Origin of the sequence: Agrobacterium sp. ES01 (assembly GCF_050320885.1) — a bacterium.
Classification (GTDB): domain Bacteria; phylum Pseudomonadota; class Alphaproteobacteria; order Rhizobiales; family Rhizobiaceae; genus Allorhizobium.
The window spans coordinates 268,845-289,291 of sequence record NZ_JBNQTH010000001.1; the positions used below are offsets into that span (position 1 = coordinate 268,845).

Annotated in this window: 23 protein-coding genes; 20 read left to right on the top strand and 3 right to left on the bottom strand. The window is 58.3% G+C overall.

What is annotated here, in order from left to right:
* Positions 1 to 32 precede the first annotated feature (32 nt).
* The 3 genes from rarD (at position 33) to ACQQ2Q_RS01400 (ending at position 1,548) form a co-directional block, all read left to right on the top strand.
* On the top strand, positions 33 to 965 hold the full coding sequence (gene rarD / locus ACQQ2Q_RS01390) for an EamA family transporter RarD (RefSeq protein ID WP_428185229.1): 933 nt from the start codon (positions 33 to 35) through the stop codon (positions 963 to 965).
* A 22-nt stretch (positions 966 to 987) separates the two neighbouring features.
* Positions 988 to 1,317: a DHCW motif cupin fold protein gene (locus ACQQ2Q_RS01395; RefSeq protein WP_428185230.1), complete on the top strand. Its 330-nt coding sequence runs from the start codon at positions 988 to 990 to the stop codon at positions 1,315 to 1,317.
* Positions 1,318 to 1,401: 84 nt separating this feature from the next.
* The gene (locus tag ACQQ2Q_RS01400) at positions 1,402 to 1,548 is read left to right on the top strand and encodes a hypothetical protein (protein ID WP_428185231.1); all 147 of its coding nucleotides are present in this window, start codon (positions 1,402 to 1,404) and stop codon (positions 1,546 to 1,548) included.
* Positions 1,549 to 1,587: 39 nt separating this feature from the next.
* On the opposite strand, the gene ACQQ2Q_RS01405 is transcribed toward ACQQ2Q_RS01400, so the two are convergent.
* Entirely contained in the window at positions 1,588 to 2,208 is a 621-nt protein-coding gene (locus ACQQ2Q_RS01405; RefSeq protein WP_428185232.1) for a TIGR00730 family Rossman fold protein, read from the bottom strand.
* Between the two features lie 178 nt (positions 2,209 to 2,386).
* Here ACQQ2Q_RS01405 and ACQQ2Q_RS01410 point away from each other — a divergent pair, with 178 nt between their 5' ends.
* From ACQQ2Q_RS01410 to ACQQ2Q_RS01430, 5 genes are all read left to right on the top strand, one after another.
* On the top strand, positions 2,387 to 4,426 hold the full coding sequence (locus ACQQ2Q_RS01410) for a LysM peptidoglycan-binding domain-containing protein (protein ID WP_428185233.1): 2,040 nt from the start codon (positions 2,387 to 2,389) through the stop codon (positions 4,424 to 4,426).
* Between the two features lie 135 nt (positions 4,427 to 4,561).
* Complete coding sequence (locus ACQQ2Q_RS01415; RefSeq protein WP_428185234.1) at positions 4,562 to 6,448, top strand: ABCB family ABC transporter ATP-binding protein/permease; 1,887 nt, start codon at positions 4,562 to 4,564, stop codon at positions 6,446 to 6,448.
* Between the two features lie 189 nt (positions 6,449 to 6,637).
* Positions 6,638 to 7,336: a phosphatidylserine decarboxylase gene (locus ACQQ2Q_RS01420; RefSeq protein WP_428185235.1), complete on the top strand. Its 699-nt coding sequence runs from the start codon at positions 6,638 to 6,640 to the stop codon at positions 7,334 to 7,336.
* A gap of 20 nt (positions 7,337 to 7,356) precedes the next feature.
* Positions 7,357 to 8,223, top strand: coding sequence for a CDP-diacylglycerol--serine O-phosphatidyltransferase (gene pssA, locus ACQQ2Q_RS01425; protein ID WP_428185236.1), 867 nt, complete (start codon positions 7,357 to 7,359; stop codon positions 8,221 to 8,223).
* 173 nt (positions 8,224 to 8,396) lie between these two features.
* On the top strand, positions 8,397 to 8,528 hold the full coding sequence (locus ACQQ2Q_RS01430; RefSeq protein WP_428185237.1) for a hypothetical protein: 132 nt from the start codon (positions 8,397 to 8,399) through the stop codon (positions 8,526 to 8,528).
* Between the two features lie 114 nt (positions 8,529 to 8,642).
* Here ACQQ2Q_RS01430 and ACQQ2Q_RS01435 read toward each other — a convergent pair whose 3' ends face one another.
* On the bottom strand, positions 8,643 to 9,407 hold the full coding sequence (locus ACQQ2Q_RS01435; protein WP_428185238.1) for an SOS response-associated peptidase: 765 nt from the start codon (positions 9,405 to 9,407) through the stop codon (positions 8,643 to 8,645).
* Positions 9,408 to 9,519: 112 nt separating this feature from the next.
* Between ACQQ2Q_RS01435 and ACQQ2Q_RS01440 the strand changes: the two genes are divergently transcribed.
* The 8 genes from ACQQ2Q_RS01440 (at position 9,520) to ACQQ2Q_RS01475 (ending at position 14,878) form a co-directional block, all read left to right on the top strand.
* Entirely contained in the window at positions 9,520 to 9,954 is a 435-nt protein-coding gene (locus ACQQ2Q_RS01440) for an NUDIX hydrolase (protein WP_428185239.1), read from the top strand.
* 57 nt (positions 9,955 to 10,011) lie between these two features.
* On the top strand, positions 10,012 to 10,428 hold the full coding sequence (locus ACQQ2Q_RS01445) for a TIGR02301 family protein (RefSeq protein WP_428185240.1): 417 nt from the start codon (positions 10,012 to 10,014) through the stop codon (positions 10,426 to 10,428).
* 104 nt (positions 10,429 to 10,532) lie between these two features.
* Positions 10,533 to 10,790, top strand: a complete 258-nt coding sequence (locus tag ACQQ2Q_RS01450) for a hypothetical protein (protein WP_428185241.1) — start codon at positions 10,533 to 10,535, stop codon at positions 10,788 to 10,790.
* Positions 10,791 to 10,808: 18 nt separating this feature from the next.
* Positions 10,809 to 11,573 carry a hypothetical protein gene (locus ACQQ2Q_RS01455; protein WP_428185242.1) on the top strand — a complete coding sequence of 255 codons (765 nt, stop codon included), beginning with the start codon at positions 10,809 to 10,811 and terminating at the stop codon, positions 11,571 to 11,573.
* Positions 11,574 to 11,729: 156 nt separating this feature from the next.
* Positions 11,730 to 12,566 carry a YgfZ/GcvT domain-containing protein gene (locus ACQQ2Q_RS01460; protein ID WP_428185243.1) on the top strand — a complete coding sequence of 279 codons (837 nt, stop codon included), beginning with the start codon at positions 11,730 to 11,732 and terminating at the stop codon, positions 12,564 to 12,566.
* Positions 12,567 to 12,571: 5 nt separating this feature from the next.
* Positions 12,572 to 13,189 carry a YfbR-like 5'-deoxynucleotidase gene (locus tag ACQQ2Q_RS01465; protein ID WP_428185244.1) on the top strand — a complete coding sequence of 206 codons (618 nt, stop codon included), beginning with the start codon at positions 12,572 to 12,574 and terminating at the stop codon, positions 13,187 to 13,189.
* Positions 13,186 to 13,719: a tyrosine phosphatase family protein gene (locus tag ACQQ2Q_RS01470; protein WP_428185245.1), complete on the top strand. Its 534-nt coding sequence runs from the start codon at positions 13,186 to 13,188 to the stop codon at positions 13,717 to 13,719. Before ACQQ2Q_RS01465 ends, ACQQ2Q_RS01470 begins: the two co-directional genes overlap by 4 nt.
* 274 nt (positions 13,720 to 13,993) lie before the next feature.
* Positions 13,994 to 14,878, top strand: a complete 885-nt coding sequence (locus tag ACQQ2Q_RS01475) for a mechanosensitive ion channel family protein (RefSeq protein WP_428185246.1) — start codon at positions 13,994 to 13,996, stop codon at positions 14,876 to 14,878.
* Positions 14,879 to 14,992: 114 nt separating this feature from the next.
* Here the strand turns inward: ACQQ2Q_RS01475 and ACQQ2Q_RS01480 are convergent, their stop codons facing one another.
* Positions 14,993 to 15,949, bottom strand: a complete 957-nt coding sequence (locus ACQQ2Q_RS01480) for an EF-hand domain-containing protein (protein WP_428185247.1) — start codon at positions 15,947 to 15,949, stop codon at positions 14,993 to 14,995.
* 170 nt (positions 15,950 to 16,119) lie between these two features.
* On the opposite strand from ACQQ2Q_RS01480, the gene ACQQ2Q_RS01485 reads away from it, so the two are divergent.
* The 4 genes from ACQQ2Q_RS01485 (at position 16,120) to ACQQ2Q_RS01500 (ending at position 20,283) form a co-directional block, all read left to right on the top strand.
* On the top strand, positions 16,120 to 16,776 hold the full coding sequence (locus ACQQ2Q_RS01485) for an HD domain-containing protein (protein WP_428185248.1): 657 nt from the start codon (positions 16,120 to 16,122) through the stop codon (positions 16,774 to 16,776).
* Positions 16,777 to 16,784: 8 nt separating this feature from the next.
* Entirely contained in the window at positions 16,785 to 17,636 is an 852-nt protein-coding gene (locus ACQQ2Q_RS01490) for an MOSC domain-containing protein (protein ID WP_428185249.1), read from the top strand.
* A 161-nt stretch (positions 17,637 to 17,797) separates the two neighbouring features.
* A complete protein-coding gene (locus ACQQ2Q_RS01495) occupies positions 17,798 to 18,805 on the top strand; it encodes a flagellin (protein ID WP_428185250.1) in 1,008 nt (335 codons plus the stop codon).
* A 257-nt stretch (positions 18,806 to 19,062) separates the two neighbouring features.
* Complete coding sequence (locus ACQQ2Q_RS01500) at positions 19,063 to 20,283, top strand: MFS transporter (protein WP_428185251.1); 1,221 nt, start codon at positions 19,063 to 19,065, stop codon at positions 20,281 to 20,283.
* Positions 20,284 to 20,447: the final 164 nt, after the last annotated feature.

Below are 20,447 nucleotides of genomic sequence, written 5' to 3' on the forward strand. Positions count from 1 at the left end.
GCGTTGAAAAAAGCAGTTGGGCGGATAACACCATGGCGACGAACACGACGGTTGAAGTGCCGAAGAATGAAGATAGCGGGCGCGGGTTCATGTTTGCGCTTTCGGCCTATCTCCTGTGGGGCTTCCTGCCTCTCTACATGAAGGCGGTGGCACATATATCGCCAGCGGAAGTGATATCGCATCGCGTGCTCTGGTCTGTGCCAGTGGCTGGTATCATCCTCATTCTGCTGCGCCGGACCGGCGATCTCAAAATTGCGCTACGTTCCCCGCGCATGCTGGCCATGGCAGCGCTGACAGCGGCTCTCATCAGCATCAACTGGGGCATCTATGTCTGGGCCATCGGTGCCGGACGCGCGCTCGACACCGCCCTTGGCTATTTCATCAATCCGCTGTTTTCGATCATGCTCGGTTCGCTGCTGCTGAAGGAAAAATTGCTGAAAACCCAAATTGCAGCCATTGTTCTTGCCGCCATCGCTGTTGCCATATTGGCATTCGAGACCGGCAGTCTGCCCTGGGTGGCACTCAGCCTTACGGTGACCTGGGGATTTTACGCCTTCTTCCGCAAGACACTGCCGATCGGGCCCAATCAAGGCTTCCTGCTGGAAGTCTTGCTGCTCGCACCATTTGCGCTTGGATATCTCATCTATCTGGCAATCACCGGCCAGGGGCATTTCCTGGCGTCCGATCGCACCGACACGCTGCTCTTGATGGCGAGCGGTCTCGTCACCGCAGTCCCCTTGATCCTTTATGCCAACGGGGCCAAGCTCCTGCGGCTATCGACCATCGGGATCATGCAATATATTGCCCCGACCATGATCTTTCTGGTCGCCGTCTTCATATTCCACGAACCGTTCGGCACGGCCCGCGCCATCGCCTTCCCGCTGATCTGGGCAGCGCTGGTCGTTTATTCCTGGCCGTTGCTGACGGCCTACCGCAAACGTCCGCCCACAACGCCACCCTTGTGATTTCAGAGCGAGGCTATTGCACATGAAGATGACGGATATTCCCTTCGGCACCACAGACTGGAGCACAGTCGAAGCGACAGACCATCCCGGCGAAACCGGGGCCGCGCGCTGGCGGACACGCCAGTTCGGCGATATCCGCGTTCGCATGGTCGAATACACGCCGGGTTATCTGGCCGACCACTGGTGCGTCAAAGGCCATGTGCTGTTTTGCGTCTCCGGCGAACTGACGACCGAGCTGGAAGATGGCCGCATCTTCGTGCTCAGCCCTGGCATGAGCTATCAGGTCGCAGACAATGCAGAACCGCATCGCTCATCGACGCAAGTTGGTGCCGTTTTGTTCATCGTTGACTGATATCGGGTAGACGGTGTCGAATAGTATCATGACAAAAGCTCAGGGATGCGTCCCGGAGCCAGTGAATATATCGGAGCCAAACACGTGTCCAATGTCGTGGAATTCAAGCGCCCCCCGAAGCCCAAAGAGCCGAAGCCGCCACGGCCAGGCCTGAACAAGCTGCTGGTCGCGCTCGGCGTCATTGCGGCCTTCGTTCTTGCCTGGGCGTATTTCAACTATTTCGGCAGCTAGGCGCATCAGGCCCAGAGTTCAGAGTTCAGAGTTCAGAGTTCAGAGTTTTGAGATGACCTCTTCGGCGCCGGACGGGTCACTCATCTGCTGCCATTTCTCCATGATCTGCGGAACGATATCCTCCACCTGATCGATCACCAGCGGCTGGACCAGATGGGCTGTGTGGATAAAGCCCTGCTCTTGCATGTGGCGAATGAGTTCCAGCATCGGATCCCAGAACCCGCCGACATTGGCAAATACCATCGGCTTGCCGTGACGTCCAAGCTGCGCCCAGGTCATGATCTCGACAATCTCTTCCAGCGTGCCAATACCGCCTGGTAGCGTGACAAAGGCATCGGCGCGCTCGAACATGGCATGTTTGCGCTCATGCATGTCCTTGGTGACAATCAGTTCGTCGAGTTGCCCCAGCGAATGGCGCGTGGCTTCCATGTCGACCAGAAATTCGGGTATGATGCCGGTGACATTGCCGCCGGCGGACAGAACACCGCTTGCGACAGCGCCCATGATGCCCTTGGTTCCACCGCCATAGACGAGGCGGAAACCGTTTTCAGCAATCGCCCGACCAAGCGCGCGGCCGGCATTCATATAGATGTCACCGCGCCCCGGCTGAGAACCGCAATAGACGCAAATAGATCGATTTGGCACAGATTTTCCAGTCATTTCAACAAAAGAGGCAGATGGTACGGCGAGGCCCATAAAATTGGCGGAAAAGGCTTAAAGGCACAAGCCTTTGCACGCTGCAACGCTTGTGCAACGAGATAGATAACGCTAGCAAGAAAAAAGGGGAATATCGGCCCTCGGTTGTAGGAATTGGCAACCGCGCGTCTGGAGAGGCTTGATGATGAAAAACCGCGCCGGCTGGCTGGCTCTACTGGTTCTTGGCTTTGCAACCATACTGATGGTGTTTTTCGTGTTGCCGCGGATTACCGAGGATCCCGAACCGAGCGGCAGCGAGCAGACCCCATCGAAATCTGCTGATACCGCGCCCGTCACCAGTGCCGTAGCCGAAGCGACGGAAAAGATGGCACGCCTGCAGGAGGAAGCCAGCAATGCGGTGAAGGGGCTGGCTTCGCTGTTTGCCGATTCACAACTCCCGACAGCTGATGCCTATGCCGGTGCCAGAGCCGTTGCAGAAACCTCCGTCTCGGCCTTGGCCACGATCAACATTCCCGACGATATTGAAAAGGCAGCCGGCGCCGCCATGACCGCCACACGCGCCGGTGCGCAAAAGGCGCTCTCCGTTTTGAAGGCCCTGCCCAGCGAACCTGAGGCTGCAGCGCCGCTTATCGGATTGATCGAGAAGGCTCTCGACGGCATGGACGTCGACGTGCCGGCCAGCGAAGGCTCTTCTGCGTCAGCGGATCAATCCCCTGCTGTCAGCGCAGAGGTATTTCCCGAATTCGATGTGTTGCGGGTCGAACCCGATGGGTCAACCGTCATTGCCGGTCGCTCGCTTCCTGACAGCCAGGTCGATGTCGTTGACGGCGACACTGTGATTGCCACCGACAAGGCCGGTGAAAGCGGCGATTTCGTCGCCGTGACCGAAAACCCGCTGCCACCTGGCGATTACGCGCTTTCCCTGCGTGCAACGACCAAGGACGGCAAGGTCGTGACCTCAAAACAGGTGGCGACGGTTTCCGTCCCCAAGGATGCCAGCGGAAATCTTCTGGCCATGATCACAACGCCCGGGCAAGCGAGCAAGGTTCTGACCATGCCGGACCAGGTGGCTGAATCGACCAAGCAGCCTCGTGTTGCCGAGCAGTCCACGGAGGCTCCTGCGCCAGCCGAAACGGCAGCCACTGCCGAACCGGCCGAAACAGCCGAACTGCCACCGTCCACCACCACGACGGAGCCGGCATTTGCGTCATCCGGCGATGGTCAGGCGATCCGCGTCACCGCAGTCGAAATTGAAGACGAGAAAATCTTCATTGCCGGTGCGACGAAAAAGGGTGGCACAGTGCGCGCTTATGCCGACGAGACGTTCGTTGGCGATGCCAGCGCCGATGCCGGCGGCAATTTCGTGGTCGAAGGCAAGATGTCGCTTTCCGTTGGCTCTCACACGATCCGGGTCGATCTGATCGACGAAAACGGCAATGTAATCGTGCGCGCCTCCGTGCCGTTCGAACGGCCCGAAGGCTCTCAGGTCTCCGTGGTTGCCAAGGCACCCGACGCTGAAAGCGGCCAGCCGGACGCGCTGGTGCCTCTGGAAGAAGGCGCCTTCGAGAAGCAGCGTGACGCGCTGTCCAAGTCCTTTGCCATACTTCGCTCGCTCTATGTCGACGGCAAGCAGCCGACCATGGAAGCGCTGGCCGCTGCCCGGTCTGCGACCTCCTTCTCGCTGAAGTCCTTGAGCGAGTTCCGCCCATCCACCAATGCCGGCGAACAGATTGCGGCGAATATCGCCAAGACGGCCAAGGCTGCAGGCAAGGCATTGGACACGCTTCAGGCACTGCCGCAAGATGTGGCGGCGGTTGGCGCTGCCCTTCCCGATCTGGCAAAGTTGATCGATGATGTACTGAACGCTGCTCCGACACCGACACAGGCCCCTGCGGCCATCGCGTCGGGAACAGACGCTGCCTCGGGGGCGCAGGTGCAGACCGCAGCCGGCGAACCGGCGACGATCGAGCAGGCCCCTCTGACCAAGAGCGCCAACAGCGTGATCATTCGTCGCGGCGATACGCTCTGGCAGATCTCGCGACGCATCTACGGTCAGGGCGTTCGCTATACGACGATCTATCTGGCCAATGAGGGGCAGATCCTCAATCCCGACCTGATCGAACCGGGACAGATCTTCACGATCCCGGACAGTGCGTTGCCGGAAAATGAGGCCGAAGATATCCATCGCCGTCGTCTGCGCGGGGAAAAACCGGGCAACTAACCGGCCTCAAATACCCTAGTTTGCCGGCCTGCCATTGCATTCGCATAACCATGGCCCTATCTGCTGAGCGGCGGCGGTTCCTCAAGGACCGCCGCTTTTCATCTTGAAATACAGGTTACCCGGGGGCGGAAGACCATGGCCGACACCAAGAAAACCGTATCTGCGGACGACAGCAATCCATTGCGGACACTGTTGAACCTCTGGCCCTTCATGTGGCCGGCGGAACGCTTCGATCTGAAGATGCGCGTTGTGTGGGCCTCCGTGTTTCTGGTGTTCGCCAAGGCCGTGTTGATGCTGGTGCCCTATTTCTTCAAATGGGCGACCGATGCATTGGATGGCAAGATGGATGCGACGGGCATCCTGCCGCTGTTCCTCTTGTCTGCCGTGGCGCTTGTGGCCGGCTATAACGTCGCCAAGATCGCCCAGTGGGGGCTGAACCAGCTCCGAGACGCCCTTTTTGCCAGTGTCGGGCAATATGCCGTGCGCCGGCTCGCCAATCTGACCTTCGTCCATATGCATCAGCTGTCGCTGCGCTTTCATCTGGAGCGCAAGACCGGCGGGCTTTCGCGCATCATCGAGCGCGGCACAAAGGGTATCGAAACGATTGTCCGCTTTACCATCCTGAACTCGATCCCGACCGTCTTGGAATTTCTGCTGACGGCTGTCATCTTCTGGTGGGGCTACGGTTTTTCTTATCTTGCGGTCACGGCTGTGACTGTGGCTGCCTATATCTGGTTCACCATCCGGGCCAGCGACTGGCGCATTTCCATCCGCCGCGCCATGAACAACAGCGATACCGAGGCCAATACCAAGGCGATCGATTCGCTTCTGAACTTCGAGACGGTCAAATATTTCGGCAATGAAGACATGGAAGCCCGTCGCTTCGACGATTCCATGGAGCGCTATGAGAAATCGGCGACCCAGGTCTGGACCTCGCTTGGCTGGCTGAACTTTGGCCAGGGCGTCATCTTCGGTCTGGGGATGACGGTGATGATGATCATGTCGGCGCTTGCCGTTCAGCGCGGCGAACAGACTGTGGGTGATTTCGTCTTCGTCAACGCCATGCTGCTGCAGCTTTCGGTGCCGCTCAACTTTATCGGCTTCGTCTATCGCGAAATCCGCCAGGGGTTGACGGATATCGAGCAGATGTTCGATCTGCTGAACGTTGCGCCGGAGATCACCGACAAGGAAGGGGCCAAGCCGCTGCAGATCAACCAGGGTGCCATTGCATTCCACGATGTGCATTTTTCCTATGATCCCGACCGACCGATCCTCAAGGGTATTTCGTTCGAGGTTCCGGCAGGCAAGACCGTTGCGGTGGTCGGACCGTCGGGTGCCGGCAAGTCGACGATCTCCCGCCTCCTCTACCGGTTCTACGACGTTCAGTCGGGCGCGATTACCATCGATGGCCAGGATGTGCGCGAGATCACGCAAAAGAGCCTGCGTTCTGCCATCGGCATGGTGCCGCAGGACACCGTGCTGTTTAACGATTCGATTGCCTACAACGTGCGCTATGGCAGGCCGTCGGCCTCTGATGAGGATGTCGAACAGGCCGCCGAAGTGGCGCAGATCAAGCATTTCATTGCCGACCTTCCGCAAGGGTTCAAGACCATGGTTGGCGAGCGTGGGCTGAAGCTGTCGGGCGGAGAAAAGCAGCGCGTGGCGATCGCGCGTACCGTTTTGAAGGCACCGCCGATCCTGATCCTCGACGAGGCGACATCGGCGCTCGACACAACCACCGAACAGGAAATTCAGGCCGCACTCGACGTTGTATCGCAAAACCGTACCACGCTGGTGATCGCCCACAGACTGTCGACGGTGGTCAATGCCGACGAGATCATCGTGCTGAAGGGCGGGCAGATTGCCGAACGGGGAACCCATCGCGATCTCCTCGACCAGAATGGCCTTTATGCCTCGATGTGGAATCGACAGCGTGAAGCCACCGAAGCCGAAGAGCATTTGCGCCAGGTGCGCGAAAGCGATGCCGAGGGTGTGGTGATCCGCAAGCAGCCGGCGAACTGACGTCTGGGGCGAGCAAGCGTTGCCTCTGGAAATCCGTTGGCCAATCACCACATCAGGCATGAGGGACGCTATCTGGATGTCTTTAGATGTTGTGGCTGCGCGATCAGGCTTTTGCCATGCGCCATTGCTCCTGACAGGCTTTCGCGGTAGTCAGCTTCCAATCGTTTTTTGAGTGGAGACAAAAGGCCCATGAGCCTGTTCGACAGCCTGCGTAACACCATCGTGCCCGTCCACAAGGAAGGTTATCCCTTTGTGGCGATCTTTTTTGTTGCCTCGCTGGTGCTTGGATGGATCTGGGAGCCGCTCTTCTGGGTCGGGATGGTGTTCACACTGTGGTGCGCTTATTTCTTCCGCGACCCGGAGCGTGTGACGCCGCAGGATGACGATCTGGTGATCAGCCCGGCTGACGGGCGTGTGTCGTCGATCCAGATGCGCATTCCGCCGGAAGAGCTGCATCTGGGCGCGGAACCGATGCTGCGCATCTCTGTGTTCATGAATGTCTTCAACTGCCATGTGAACCGCGCACCGATGCGTGGCCGGATCGTCAATATCTCTTATCAGGAAGGCAGCTTCCTCAATGCCGAGCTCGACAAGGCCAGCACGGACAACGAGCGCAATGGCCTCGTGATCGACACCAGCCACGGCCATATCGGCGTCGTGCAGATTGCCGGTCTCGTGGCACGCCGTATCGTCTGCTGGGCCAATCCGAGCGATTCGCTGGATGCCGGCGAGCGCTTTGGCCTGATCCGTTTCGGTTCGCGTCTGGATGTTTTCCTTCCCGCCGGCGCCGAGCCGCGGGTTGCTATCGGACAGACCGCCATTGCCGGTGAAACCGTGCTTGCCGAATTCGGCTCGCCAAAGGGACCGGTGGTCAGCCGTCGCGGCTGACCTTGAGGAAGCCCAGGAATATGCAAGCGCCCCATCCAGAGAGAGACCTTCCCACCATTGACCCGGAAGAACAGAACAATGCGGCGCGTGGACCTCGTCTGCGCGAAATACCGCTTCGCCTGATCATCCCCAATGTCATTACTGTTCTGGCCATCTGCGCCGGTTTGACCGGCATTCGCCTCGCCTTCGAAAATCGCTACGAACTGGCGGTCATGATGGTGCTCGCGGCTGCCTTTCTCGATGGCATTGACGGGCGCATTGCGCGCATGATGAAGGCCAGCTCGAAATTCGGCGCGCAAATGGACTCGCTGGCCGATATCGTCAATTTCGGTGTGGCCCCGGCGCTGGTGCTTTACGTGTTCCTGCTCGATCAGGCCCGTTCCCTCGGCTGGATCGCGGCATTGGTCTACGCCATTGCCGCCGGTCTTCGCCTTGCCCGCTTCAACGTCATGGACGAGAGCAAGCAGAAGGCCAAATGGCAGTCCGAATATTTCGTCGGCGTGCCGGCACCCGCAGGCGCTTTGCTGGTGCTTTTGCCGGTCTATCTCGGTTTCCTTGGGGTCCAGATCACAGAAACCTTCGCCTATGCCGCTTCGGCCTATACCGTGCTGATCGGCTTCCTTCTGGTCAGCCGCCTTCCGGTCTGGTCGGGCAAGTCCACCACGCAAGGCATCCGGCGCGATTTCGTTTTGCCGCTGATGCTGACGGTCGTTTTGTATGTGGCGCTGCTGATGAGCTTTACCTGGCAGGTCCTGTCCCTGACAGTTCTGCTCTACCTCATCACCCTGCCCTTCGGCGCGCGCGCCTGGCGTCGCCGTTATGGGACGCTGACGGTCGAAGATGACTCCAACGAGCATGAGGAAAACGACCTCGACCGAGGCGTATGACCGCCAGTTTCGATCACTGACCTGATGCTTGTTATACGGGAACAGTCGCGAAATGTGGTTTGTGTTGTTTTAATGTGATTTGCGTCCTTGCCTGTCTCTGTCATGCTTTTGTCATGTTCAGGCAAAGATTCTGGACAGTGATGAACACCAGAACGCGCAAGCAAGGAAATATCATGTCGCCGAAGAAGCCGGCCCCAGCGCCGCAAAAATCGGACCTCGTTTCACAATACCGCCCTGTCGGGTTGAAAGCCGTTGCTGCTGCAGCGCTGATGCTCAAGCGCAAACCGAAGCCTCAGCCAGCCTGAAGCCAGGTATCTGCATCTTCTGCAGTTTTCAAATCGACAATTGTTCGACTTGAAATCATGCAGCACCTGTAGCGTGTTAGAGTTATTCTCTTGTCTTGTTTGACAAGCAGCTCTCTAGAATAGCGACATCTGACCGGACCCTGCAGATTTATCCGAGGGTGCTGGATCAGGCTGTGCTATTTCCACCCTGTTCTGGATTTCCGGACTGGTGTTGGACACCTTGTTGACCAGATCAGAGATCGGCACGGCCTCGAAGAAATCATCGTCGGTCGGCACCATCAGATCGGCCACCTGGCGTGGCTCGTAATTCATGCAATCCAGCCAGCGTGGAAAATCTTCAGGCTTGATGACCACCGGCATGCGGTCGTGAATTTTCGATATCGCCGTGTTGGCAGCGCAGGTGATGATGGCGCCCGTATCAAGTTCGGAACCATCGGCCGAGGCCCATGTCTCCTGCAGGCCTGCAAAGGCGACAAGACCGCCATTCTTCGGGTGTATCCAGTAGGCTTGAGACTTCTGCTTGCTACCCTTGGGGTAGCGCCGCCACTCGTAGAATCCGGACACCGGTACAAGTGCACGCCTGTGGCGCATGGCTGCCCTGAACGACGCCTTTTCATTGACCGTTTCCGCCCGCGCATTGATCAGCAGCGGAAAATCATCGGGCGACTTCACCCAGCCGGGAAGGAAACCCCAACGGACCAGCAAGGCCTCGCGATTGGGCAGGTTGCTGCCAGGCTCGCCCCTGGGTGAACCGACAGCCATCAGGATGGGCTGCGTTGGCGCTATATTGAACCGCGGCGGGAAGTCCTCGATGCGAATCACGCTGAGGAATTCCAGCACCTGTTCAGCCGTGGCATCGAGAGCAAAGCGTCCGCACATGATTTTTCTTCGCACCCTGCCTGCTCACGGTCAAGCAGACCATATGCCGAAAGACGCTGACAGGCATGCGCCTTTGCTTCTATGATCGGATGTCGCAAAGGAAGTGGAGCCGATGACCCATTCTTACCCCACACCACAGACAGCCGCCTCCGCCATCGCCGTCTTCGCGGGTCAGGTTCTTCTGGTACGACGTCGCAATCCGCCTGCGGCCGATCTCTATGCATTCCCCGGCGGCCGCTCCGAGCCCGGTGAAACGCTGGAAGAGACTGCACTGCGAGAGCTTGAGGAGGAAACAGGGGTGACCGCCACCAATCCGCGTCTCTATGCGTTTTACGACCTGAAAGCGGAAGGCGATGGCGATGGCCCTCCCAGCCATTTCCTTCTGTCGGTATTCAGGGTGGATGTTGAGGGCATCAGCGCCGTCGTGGCCGCAGACGATGCTCTGGAGGCCGACTGGTTCCCCCTGGAGGATGCGGCAAAGCTCCCGGCTCCCCCAAGTGTACTGGAATGCATCGAATCGCTGGCGCGCGAACAGGAAGCCGGTTAAATGATGTGTGTTTGCAGCCTCTCAAAGTGCTGCGCTATCGTTCACGAGCGCATCTTAGTGACAAGACCAGACCGCATTCTTGCCCTTCTCGCGATCCTGGCGTTTTCGCCATGGCCTGCACTGGCTGTGGATAACGCCATCGTCGATGTGCCAGCTGCGGGCGAAAAACCGACGGCTTATGACACACAACTGGCGCGGTTGGCCGAGATTCTGGGCACCGTGCATTATCTGCGCAATCTCTGCGATCAGGGAGAAGAGCCGGAATGGCGCGAGACGATGCAGTCCCTTCTGGAGTCCGAGACTGCCGACGAGCCGGGTCGGCGCAGCGTTCTGACGGCTGCATTTAACCGCGGATACCGGTCTTTTGCGGCAATTCACGTCGAATGTACGCCGGCAGCGGTTGACGTGGAGCGGAGATATCGTATCGAAGGCGCAACACTGGCGACCGAAATTGCAGCGCGCTTTGGAAATTAACGATAAATTCACCTCTTTTGATCGGCACCCGTGTCGTTTTAAGAAAAGGCTGCTAATGTCGTTAAGAGCTCAGTAAGAACTGCATGCATGCGAGGAATAAGTATATGGAACCGCGCCGCAACGAAATCGATGACATGATTGTCCACGAGAAGATGCAGGCCGCGCTTGAGTACCAGAATGAAGCCTGGGCCGACGGCATGGCAGACGGCATCGAGCCGGAAATCATCGCCGATGCGGCGATCGCTCTTGCGATGCGCGAAACGATTCGCGTGCTGGGCGAAGAAGGTGCCGAAGCCTTGCTTGAGTCGCTGCGTGAACGCATGGTTGCCGGCGAATTCTCACCTCAGCGTAACTTGCAGTAACTATCAGGATATAAAGCGATGCGCGTCGGAGCTACCGCCTTGCGTCGATACATTCTCCGCCCGACCTTGGCGGCGATCATCTGTACGGCAGGGCTTGCCGCGCAGAGCAACGGCGTTTTTGCACTTTCACAACTGAAATCCATCCCCGGTGCGGACGATCGCGGAACAACCAATGGCGAACTTCTGCCGCCCGAGGATGTGCCGGCAGACGAGCTTCCGAATGACGGTGCGCTTGGCATTCCCGACCCCGACCCGCTGATCAATTCTGCGCCCGCTGACGATGAGGCGGTGACCGATGATTCGTCGCAGTCTGGCACCGTTGAGGTCGAGTTCGACCTCGACAAGCTTCCCGAACCCGTAAAGCGCATGCGCCAGCTGATCATCGACGCAACGGCGACCGGTGATGTTTCCAAGCTGAAGCCGCTGATGAATCCCGGCCCCAACCAGACGCAGTTGCAACTGAGTGGGTCAGATTCCGACCCGGTGGACGTCCTCAAGGGTTTTTCCGGCGACGATGACGGGATCGAGATCCTGGCCATTATCGAAGATCTGCTGGCAGCCGGTTATGCGCGTGTGAATGCCGGAACGCCGAGCGAAATGTATGTCTGGCCCTATTTTGCCGAAAAGCCGCTTCAGGCGCTGACGGCGCCTGAAAAGGTTCAGCTTTTCCGTATCGTCACGGCCGGCGATTTCGCCAGCATGCTGGAGATCGGCAATTACAATTTCTTCCGCCTGGGGATTTCCCCGGACGGCGAATGGCGTTTCCTGCTGGGCGGCGACTGATTTCATTCCGGTTAAGGGGCCGGCCGTACACGTTCTATTTACTGATTCGAAAGAATTGGGCATTGTCATGCTCGCCCAATGCGGGTCTGATATGCATGAATCGTTCGTGACCGCCGACAACTTGACAATTTCATTACCCAATCGGATACGAAAACGATGCCAGCCGCACTCTTGCCAGACAGAGCACTCATCCGCCTGAGCGGACCCGATGCCGAAAAATTTTTACAAAATCTCATCACCACCGATCTCGATAGCCTGCCTCAAGGCGAGGCCATGCCAGCAGCCTTGCTGACCCCGCAGGGCAAGATCCAGTTCGCATTCATGATCTGGCGGGACGGCGCAGACTTCATTGTCGACACCCAGGCCAGCAATGCAGAGGCTATGAGCAAGCGCCTTGCCATGTACAAGCTGCGCTCGAAGGTCGAGATTTCCAACGAGCCGAGTGACGGCGTGACCGTCACCTGGGGCGATATTGCAGGCGACGACGCGGTTGTGGACATGCGCTTTGCCGCTGCCGGTATTCCCGTCATGCGGCAGGCCGGAAAACATGGCGATTACACGATCGAGGGCTATCATGCGCTCAGAGTTCTGGCTGGCGTTCCGGAGACCCCCTTCGACTTTGCGCTGGACGATGTGTATCCCCATGACGTGATGATGGATCTGAACGCGGGTGTTTCGTTCAAAAAGGGATGCTATGTCGGACAGGAAGTCGTGTCCCGCATGCAGCATCGTGGAACCGCCCGCCGGCGTCTGGTCATCGTGACGGCTGAAGCGCCTTTGCCCGCAGCCGGCACGGAGATTACCGCCGGTGGCAAGCCACTCGGCACGCTTGGCACCATTGCCGGAAAGCGTGGACTTTCAATAGTCAGGATCGATCGCGCCGGAGACGCCATGGCTTCCGACACACCGATTCTTGCAGGGAAAGTCCCTGTGGCTCTCACCCTTGCGGGCTGGACCGGGCTCAGTTTTCCACAGCCGTCCGAGGAAAGCTGACCGCAATGGCATCCGTTACACCGATTTCGGCGCGGGCCTGGCAGCGCATGCTTTCAGGCCGACGGCTGGATTTGCTCGATCCCTCACCGCTTGATGTGGAGCTGATCGATATTGCCCACGGTCTGGCGCGTGTGGCGCGCTGGAACGGTCAAACCCATGGTGACCATGCCTTTTCGGTGGCGCAGCACTCGATCATGGTCGAGCAGATCTTCTGCATCAACCAGCCGCAGGCCAGTGCAGACGACCGGATGATGGCACTGCTGCATGACGCGCCGGAATTCGTGATCGGCGACATGATCTCGCCGTTCAAAGCCGTCGTCGGCGGTGGCTACAAAACGGTCGAGAAACGGTTGGAGGCGGCCATCCATCTGCGATTCGGCCTGGCACCGCATCCCAGCCGTGAATTAAAAGCGCAGATCAAGAAGGCCGACCAGATCGCCGCCTATTTCGAGGCAGTCGAGCTTGCCGGCTTTTCCGAGACCGAAGCCAAGAAATTGTTCGGCATGCCGCGCGGCTTCAGTCGCGAGATGCTGCCGATCGCGCCGGAAGCCGCGACCACGGCGCAGGTCCATTTCGTTCGCCGGTTCGAAGCTATCGACGCAGAACGCGCCGGAAAATCATGACATTGATCATCGTCTCTCCGCTGTCGCATATTGCCGAAATGGCCGTGCGGCACCGCGCATGCGAAATGATCAGCCTGATGGCTGCCAATCAGGACTTCCATCGCCCCGCGGTGATCCAGGCGGAGCGCCACCTGAAGCTCGGTGTCAACGACATCAGCTTTGCCGGCACCGGAAAGCTGATCGCGCCGCAGGACAGTCATGTGCGGGCGATCATCGATTTTGCCCGTGGCTGGGACCGGAGCGCGCCGCTTCTCATTCATTGCTGGTTTGGCGTGTCGCGCTCCCCAGCGGCGGCACTGATTGCGGCTCTCGCCGTTCATCCCGAGCAGGAGGATGCGGCACTGGTGCAGCGCCTCCGGCAAGCGTCGGCGCATGCGACCCCGAATGCACGGCTGGTGGATATTGCCGACCGTCTGCTCGAGCGGGACGGTCGTTTGCGGGCTGCCGTCAAATCGATAGGCCGCGGTGCAGAGTTCAAGGAGGCCGCTCCCTTCCTCTTGCCTCTCAATGCCGAAAATGCGGCGAGCTGAGCATTATTCTCCCCTAGACTGGACTTCGGAAGAACCGTGGTCCAGTTTAGCTGGAACTTATGGAGCTTACTTACGTTAGAAACTTGGCGACAGACGGGCGTCCGGCCGTTCCGTCACTGCGTTGCCAGCATATCCTCGAGGAACAGCCGGGCCCGAACAGCGTCTCCCATTGCCGTCAACTCTGGCGGAAATCGTGAGACCCCTTTTCTATTCAGGGCATCCTTCCGTTCCCCGTGGCCGATAGACACCGACCTGCAAGGGGACAATTGAACGCATGGAACAACAGACATCACAGTTTTTCATCGCAACGCGCGCCGCACTCAGTCAGGCAAGCGCGATTGCCGTGGAATATTCCTTCTCGATCGTTGGCGCGCTTCTGCTGCTCATCATCGGCTGGGCTTTCGCCGCTATCCTCGGTCGCTGGGCACGCCGTGGACTCGGCCGGGTCAGAGGTGTCGATGAAACGCTCGCGGTCTTCCTCTCCAATGTGGTGCGCTATGCCGTCCTCATCATGGTTTTCATTGCCGTGCTGGGACAATTCGGGGTGCAGACGGCCTCCATCCTCGCCGCCCTTGGTGCAGCGGGTCTGGCCATCGGGCTTGCCTTGCAGGGGACTTTGCAGAACATCGCAGCCGGGATCATGCTGCTGGTGCTGAGGCCATTTCGGGTGGGTGAGTATATCGATACCGGCAATATTTCCGGCACCGTGCGCGAAGTCGGCCTGTTTGCCACGGAAATGAAGACCTTTGACGGGAAGTATCTGCTGGCCCCCAACTCCACGCTCTGGAATGTGCCGATCGTCAATTTCAGCCGCGAGCCGACACGCCGTTTCGATCTCAATGTCGGCATCGGCTATGAGGACGACATTACCCAGGCCGAAGAGATCATGATGAAGCTCGCAACAGCCGACACACGCGTGCTGTCCGATCCGGAGGCGGCAACCTTTGTGATGGAACTCGGAGACAGCGCAGTTGTCCTGACGCTGCGCTACTGGACAGCGTCGGCAGATTTCTGGACCACATCGCGCGACCTGACCAAAGCGGTGAAACTTGCGTTTGACGATGCGGGCATCTCGATCCCGTTCCCGCAGGTTACCTATTCCGGCGAACTGGCGGCCAAGCTGGAAAGACCACCGGTGGAGGAAAAAGAGGCTCGCTGAGGGCAGCTTTTCTGAATTCCTGCGGCAAAGAGGGGTGTTTCGGAAGAAACACCCCTTTCTACTTTGTGGACTTTTTATGTTGCTGGCCCGGCGAGATCGAAAGATCTCGAATGGTCACACGAGGATAGATTCCGTGCTGGCGCCGTCTGCCGCGTCGGCAAGATATTCAGAGAAAAGTGCATTGACCCTTTCAAGAATGTCGGCAAGGCTGACAGTATCAACGTCTTCAGCTGAGGCTTCCGGCGGGGTCCGCATAGCCGTCATTGCAGTGGTAAACTGCTCTTCGGTAATTGATCCCGTCTGCTCCGTATCTATATCGCTGAAAAGCTGTGTCGCCATGTCTTCGGTGACATCATCGGGACGGGCGGCGACGAACTCGGCTGCACTGACTGTTCCATCGCCATCGCTATCCATTTCGGCAAACAGGTCGGCAAAGGACAGTTGCTCAGTGTCTTCGTTTTGCGGCGGTGGCGGCGGGCCCATCGGAGGCTGCGCTTCCATCATCGATACATATTGGTCTTCGGAAATAGAACCGCTGCCCTCACTGTCGATCCGGCCAAAGAGTGCTGTGGCCATCTCTTCCGTCACGTCCTCTGGACGTGCAGCAACGAACTCAGCCTCGCTCACGCTGCCGTCGCCATCGTCATCCATGGCCGCAAACATATCGGCAAATGAGGGTGGTTTCATTGTGCCGCTGTCGCTTGCCGCGTTCATCGACTGAAACAACATGCTGGAGAGCTGGGACTGTGCGGCCGCGCTACCGCCAACTTCGACTGTGGGGTCCTGGGTTCGACCGCTCTTCTTGTCGCCTGCCGCCAGTTCCTCTGCGCTCACAACACCATCGCCATTGGTGTCAAGGCTCTGAACATAGGATGAAGTTGCTGTATAATTTGAAGAAATTGATGTCATCATATACCCCCTGAAATATTGACGTCCGCCTGCCCCGACGCAAAAATCAAAAAGGGTCGCACACATATTACCGAATTTCAGGGACGGATCAAAACCAATTAATGATCGGTTAATTTTAATAACCATTCTTACTATTGCGAACGCAATCGATGTAACGCCCATCGCCGCCAGCACTCCTCGGGCGCGTTGCCTTACCCGCGACGCGACTGGGCCTTGTCACATGCTGTCTCCGGTCCTTTTCTTTCGCCGATCTCTAGCCTACAAAACCGCCATTGCGATTTGTAGCCAGAGCGCTGGCGCGGCCGTCGTGCCAACCAATCCGGACCACAACCATGACAGATGCAAAATTCCTTGCCGGTTTTCGGCCTTATGAAGCCCTTGCAACCGAGCTCATGCCCCACGCGATAGAGGGCGGTGACGACGGGGCGCATGATCTGGCCCATATTGCCCGCGTGTTTCGTAATGCGATGCGCATCCATGGCGACGAAGGTGGAGAGGGTCGCATTCTGGCGGCAGCCGTCCTGCTGCATGATTGCGTCTCCGTGGAAAAGAGTTCACCGCTCAGGTCCAGGGCCTCCACGCTGGCCGCCGACAAGGCCGCAGGCATTCTCAGGAACATGGGCTGGAGTGACCCGGACATTTCGTCTGTCTGCCATGCCATCGCCGCCCACAGCTTTTCAGCCGGCATCGCGCCCGAAAGCCTTGAGGCGAAGATCCTGCAGGATGCCGACAGGCTGGACGCCATCGGTATTATCGGTGCAGCCCGTTGCTTCTATATCGCCGGACGGATGGGCTCCGCGCTCTACGATGCCGCGGACCCGCGTGCAGAAAACCGCGCGCTCGATGACCGCGCCTTTGCCATTGACCACTTCCCGGCAAAACTGTTCAAACTGGCCGACGGCTTCCAGACCCCTGCCGGACGGCGGCTTGCCAGCGAACGCCATGACAGACTGAAACAGGTCTACGATCTGTTTTTCGAGGAAATCTGAGGGACATCATGCAGGTCAGCGCACTCAACATCTATCCATTCAAGAGCGCACGCGCAATTGCGATCCCCGAAGCGATGATTGATGCACGCGGACTGATGGGCGACCGCCGAATGATGCTTGTCGATGCTTCCGGCCATTTCATCACCCAGCGCGAACTGCCAGCGCTTGCCCGCCTGACTGCCCTTCCCCATTCCGGCTATATTCGCCTTGTCATGGATGACGGGCGGGAGATGATGGTGGCACCGCCGCATCCCGACAAGCGCATGGACGTGGCCATCTGGAAATCCATCGTCAATGCAGCAGCCGCCGACGACACTGTCGATGCCAAACTGTCCGACTGGTTCGGCCGCGATGTGAAGCTGGTGTTCTTCGACAGCGGCGCCAGCCGCACGGCAAGTGCCGAATGGGCAGGTCCCGACAGCCCTGTGACCTTTGCCGACGGCTACCAGATCCTGGTGACGACAACCGCTTCGCTTGCGGCCCTCAACGCCGATATGCAAGCCCATGGCGAAGGCTCGGTGGGCATGGATCGCTTCCGCCCCAACATCGTCGTCGATTGCGACGAGCCCTGGGCCGAGGATCGTTGGTCGGTGATCCAGATTGGCGACATGGTGTTCGATCTGGTCAAGCCCTGCCCGCGTTGCATCATGACCACGCAGGATCAGGCGACCGGCTCGCGCGAGGGTGCCAATCCCATGCCGGCCATGGGGCGTCTGCGCATGTCAGCGGACAGGCGTGTTCCCGGGCCGTTATTCGGCTGGAATACGGTGCCGCGTGGCGAAGGACGTTTGAAGCTCGGCGACACGGTATCCGTGCTGGACGTGCGCGAAGATGGCTGGACTTTCAAAGCACGAAAATAGCCTATCAGTAATGACGGGTTCTTTTTTGGGGTGATTAAAAGAACGTTCACAATATCCGAATATTTCTAGACATGCACAAACATCGCCATGACGGGCGGCGGGAAATTCCCGATGAGCAATGTATTGCCGATATAGTATTACTGCCTGGAAAGCTTCGCCTCATGGTCAGCATTCAAACGAATGGCGCCGCCATTGCGGCGCTCGACACTTTGCGCTCTATCAATTCGCAATTGAACACGACCCAGTCACGGGTCTCCAGTGGCTACCGTGTCGAAGGTGCAGACGATAATGCCGCCTATTGGTCGATTGCAACCACCATGCGCTCCGACAACAAGGCTCTTTCCGCCGTTCAGGATGCGCTCGCCTTCGGCGCAGCCAAGGTCGATACGGCCTATATGGGGATGGAAGCTTCCATCGATGTCCTGAGCGAAATCAAGGCGAAATTCGTGGCGGCACGTGAACCCGGCGTCGACCGTGACAAGATCTGGTCGGAAGTGACCGAAATGAAAAATCAATTGCTGAGCATCTCGAAGTCCTCGAGCTTCAACGGGGAAAACTGGCTCTATCTCGAGACCGCAGATGACGAAAACCTGGTGAAGGACAAGTATCTTGTCGGTGGCTTCACGCGGGCGGCCGACGGCACCGTCGCCATAGACACGATCAAGGTCGACTACTACGACGAAACTCAGACGACAGTGCCGTCGTCGACATTTGCATTGTTCGACTTCCTCGACGGCCATGTCGGCGATCTCGGCATCCTTACCAGCCAGGATTTCGCTCTGGAAAACGGCATGGCCACCGGATGGGTCCTGTTCAAATCGGACTCGCCCCTCGTTTCTGGCTATCCGTCCATCACTGAGATGTCGCTCGATTCGTCGACCAGCAACACCGATCTCGACGAGATGATCCAGGTGCTCGATTATGTTCAGGAATATGCGACCGACGTGGCAGCGACCTATGGTGCGCTCAGCACGCGAATCTCGACGCAGACAGATTTCGCCGCAGACTTGTCCGATGTGATCGAAACCGGCGTCGGTCGGCTGGTTGATGCCGACATGAACGAGGAATCGACCCGGCTCAAGGCACTGCAAACCCAACAGCAGCTTGGCATACAGGCACTGTCTATCGCCAACGGCAATTCGCAGGCTATCCTGCAACTGTTCCAATAAGTTCTGCCCGAACGTCGCTGCGTTTTATCCTGTGACTGCCCTTGGCCGGTGGGCACGAAAGGACGCATCACAGCACTGATCACTCGGCACGAAATCCGGTTTGCCGAAAGCCTTGTCTATTTTTCCCCGAGAGGCAGCGCCCCCCCAAAGCAGTGCGAACACATGAAGCATCACCATCCTTGATGGGATCTTCATTAAAATACGTTTGGCGGCGCCTCCAGTGCTACCTATGATCGCGGTGAACGAGGGACGTCTTTATGGAAAAAATCATTCGCAGCCCTATGCCCTGGCTGATCATTGCCAGTGGCTCGCTGATTGCCATGCTGACTTTCGGTCCGCGTTCGGCCATGGGCTTTTTCCAGCTACCGATGCTGGCCGACACCGGCTGGGACCGCTCGACATTCGGTCTGGCCATGGCCATCCAGAATCTCTGCTGGGGACTCGGGCAGCCATTTTTCGGCGCGCTCGCCGATAAATATGGCACCGCCCGCGTACTGACCCTTTCGGGCCTCATTTATGCGGCGGGCCTCATTATCATGTCGCAGGCCGACGCCCCGATCTGGCTGCATGTCGGTGGCGGCGTGCTGGTCGGGCTTGGGGTCGCATCAGGCTCATTCGGCATCATTCTCTCGGCGTTTGCGCGCAATGTGGCGCCCGAACAGCGCTCGCTTGCCTTCGGGATCGGCACTGCGGCGGGTTCTGCCGGCATGTTCCTGTTTGCCCCGCTCAGCCAGGCGCTGATTTCCAATTTCGGCTGGTCCGACAGCCTGGTCCATCTCGGCATTTTCATGCTGGTTGTCCCGCTGCTCGCCTATCCTCTCAGAGGTAACTCCAAGTCCGGCACGCAATCCCAAGCGCAGTTCGAGCAGACGGCGGGTGCGGCGCTTCGCGAAGCGCTGGGCCACAAAAGCTATGTCCTGCTGGCCTCCGGCTTCTTCGTCTGCGGTTTTCAGGTGGCCTTCATCACCGCGCATTTTCCTGCCTATCTTGGCGATATCGGCATCGATGCGCGCTATGCGGTAATTGCCATGGCGCTGATCGGCTTTTTCAACATCATCGGTTCCCTGGGGGCCGGTTTTATCGGCCAGCGCTATTCAAAGCCGCACTTCCTGTCGCTGATCTATATTCTGCGCTCGGTCGTCGTCACGGCATTCCTGCTGCTGCCCCAGACGCCGACTTCGGTTGTGGTCTTTGCCATTGTCATGGGTCTGTTGTGGCTATCCACCGTGCCGCCCACCAATGCACTGGTTGCAATCATGTTCGGCACACGCCATCTCGGCATGCTGGGCGGCGTGGTGTTCCTGTCGCACCAGATCGGCTCGTTTCTCGGCGTGTGGATGGGCGGATATCTCTATGACAAATTCGGTTCCTACGATTCTGTCTGGTGGTTCGGAGTCGCGCTAGGCGTGTTTGCCGCCATCGTTCACTGGCCTATTGCCGAACGGGCGGTGGAGCGAAACGCAGCCGTACATGCATAAAGTTGCATGCAAACACGAATCCAGATAAACATAATTGTGAAGAATTTTATGCTGCATGGCAGCAATATGACATAACGATACGGAATAGGATTTTATTTATTTCGTATCGACCGTTGACCGCTCGTTCCACTATTCCTATTTTACTCAAGTCGGAGTGAACCGAC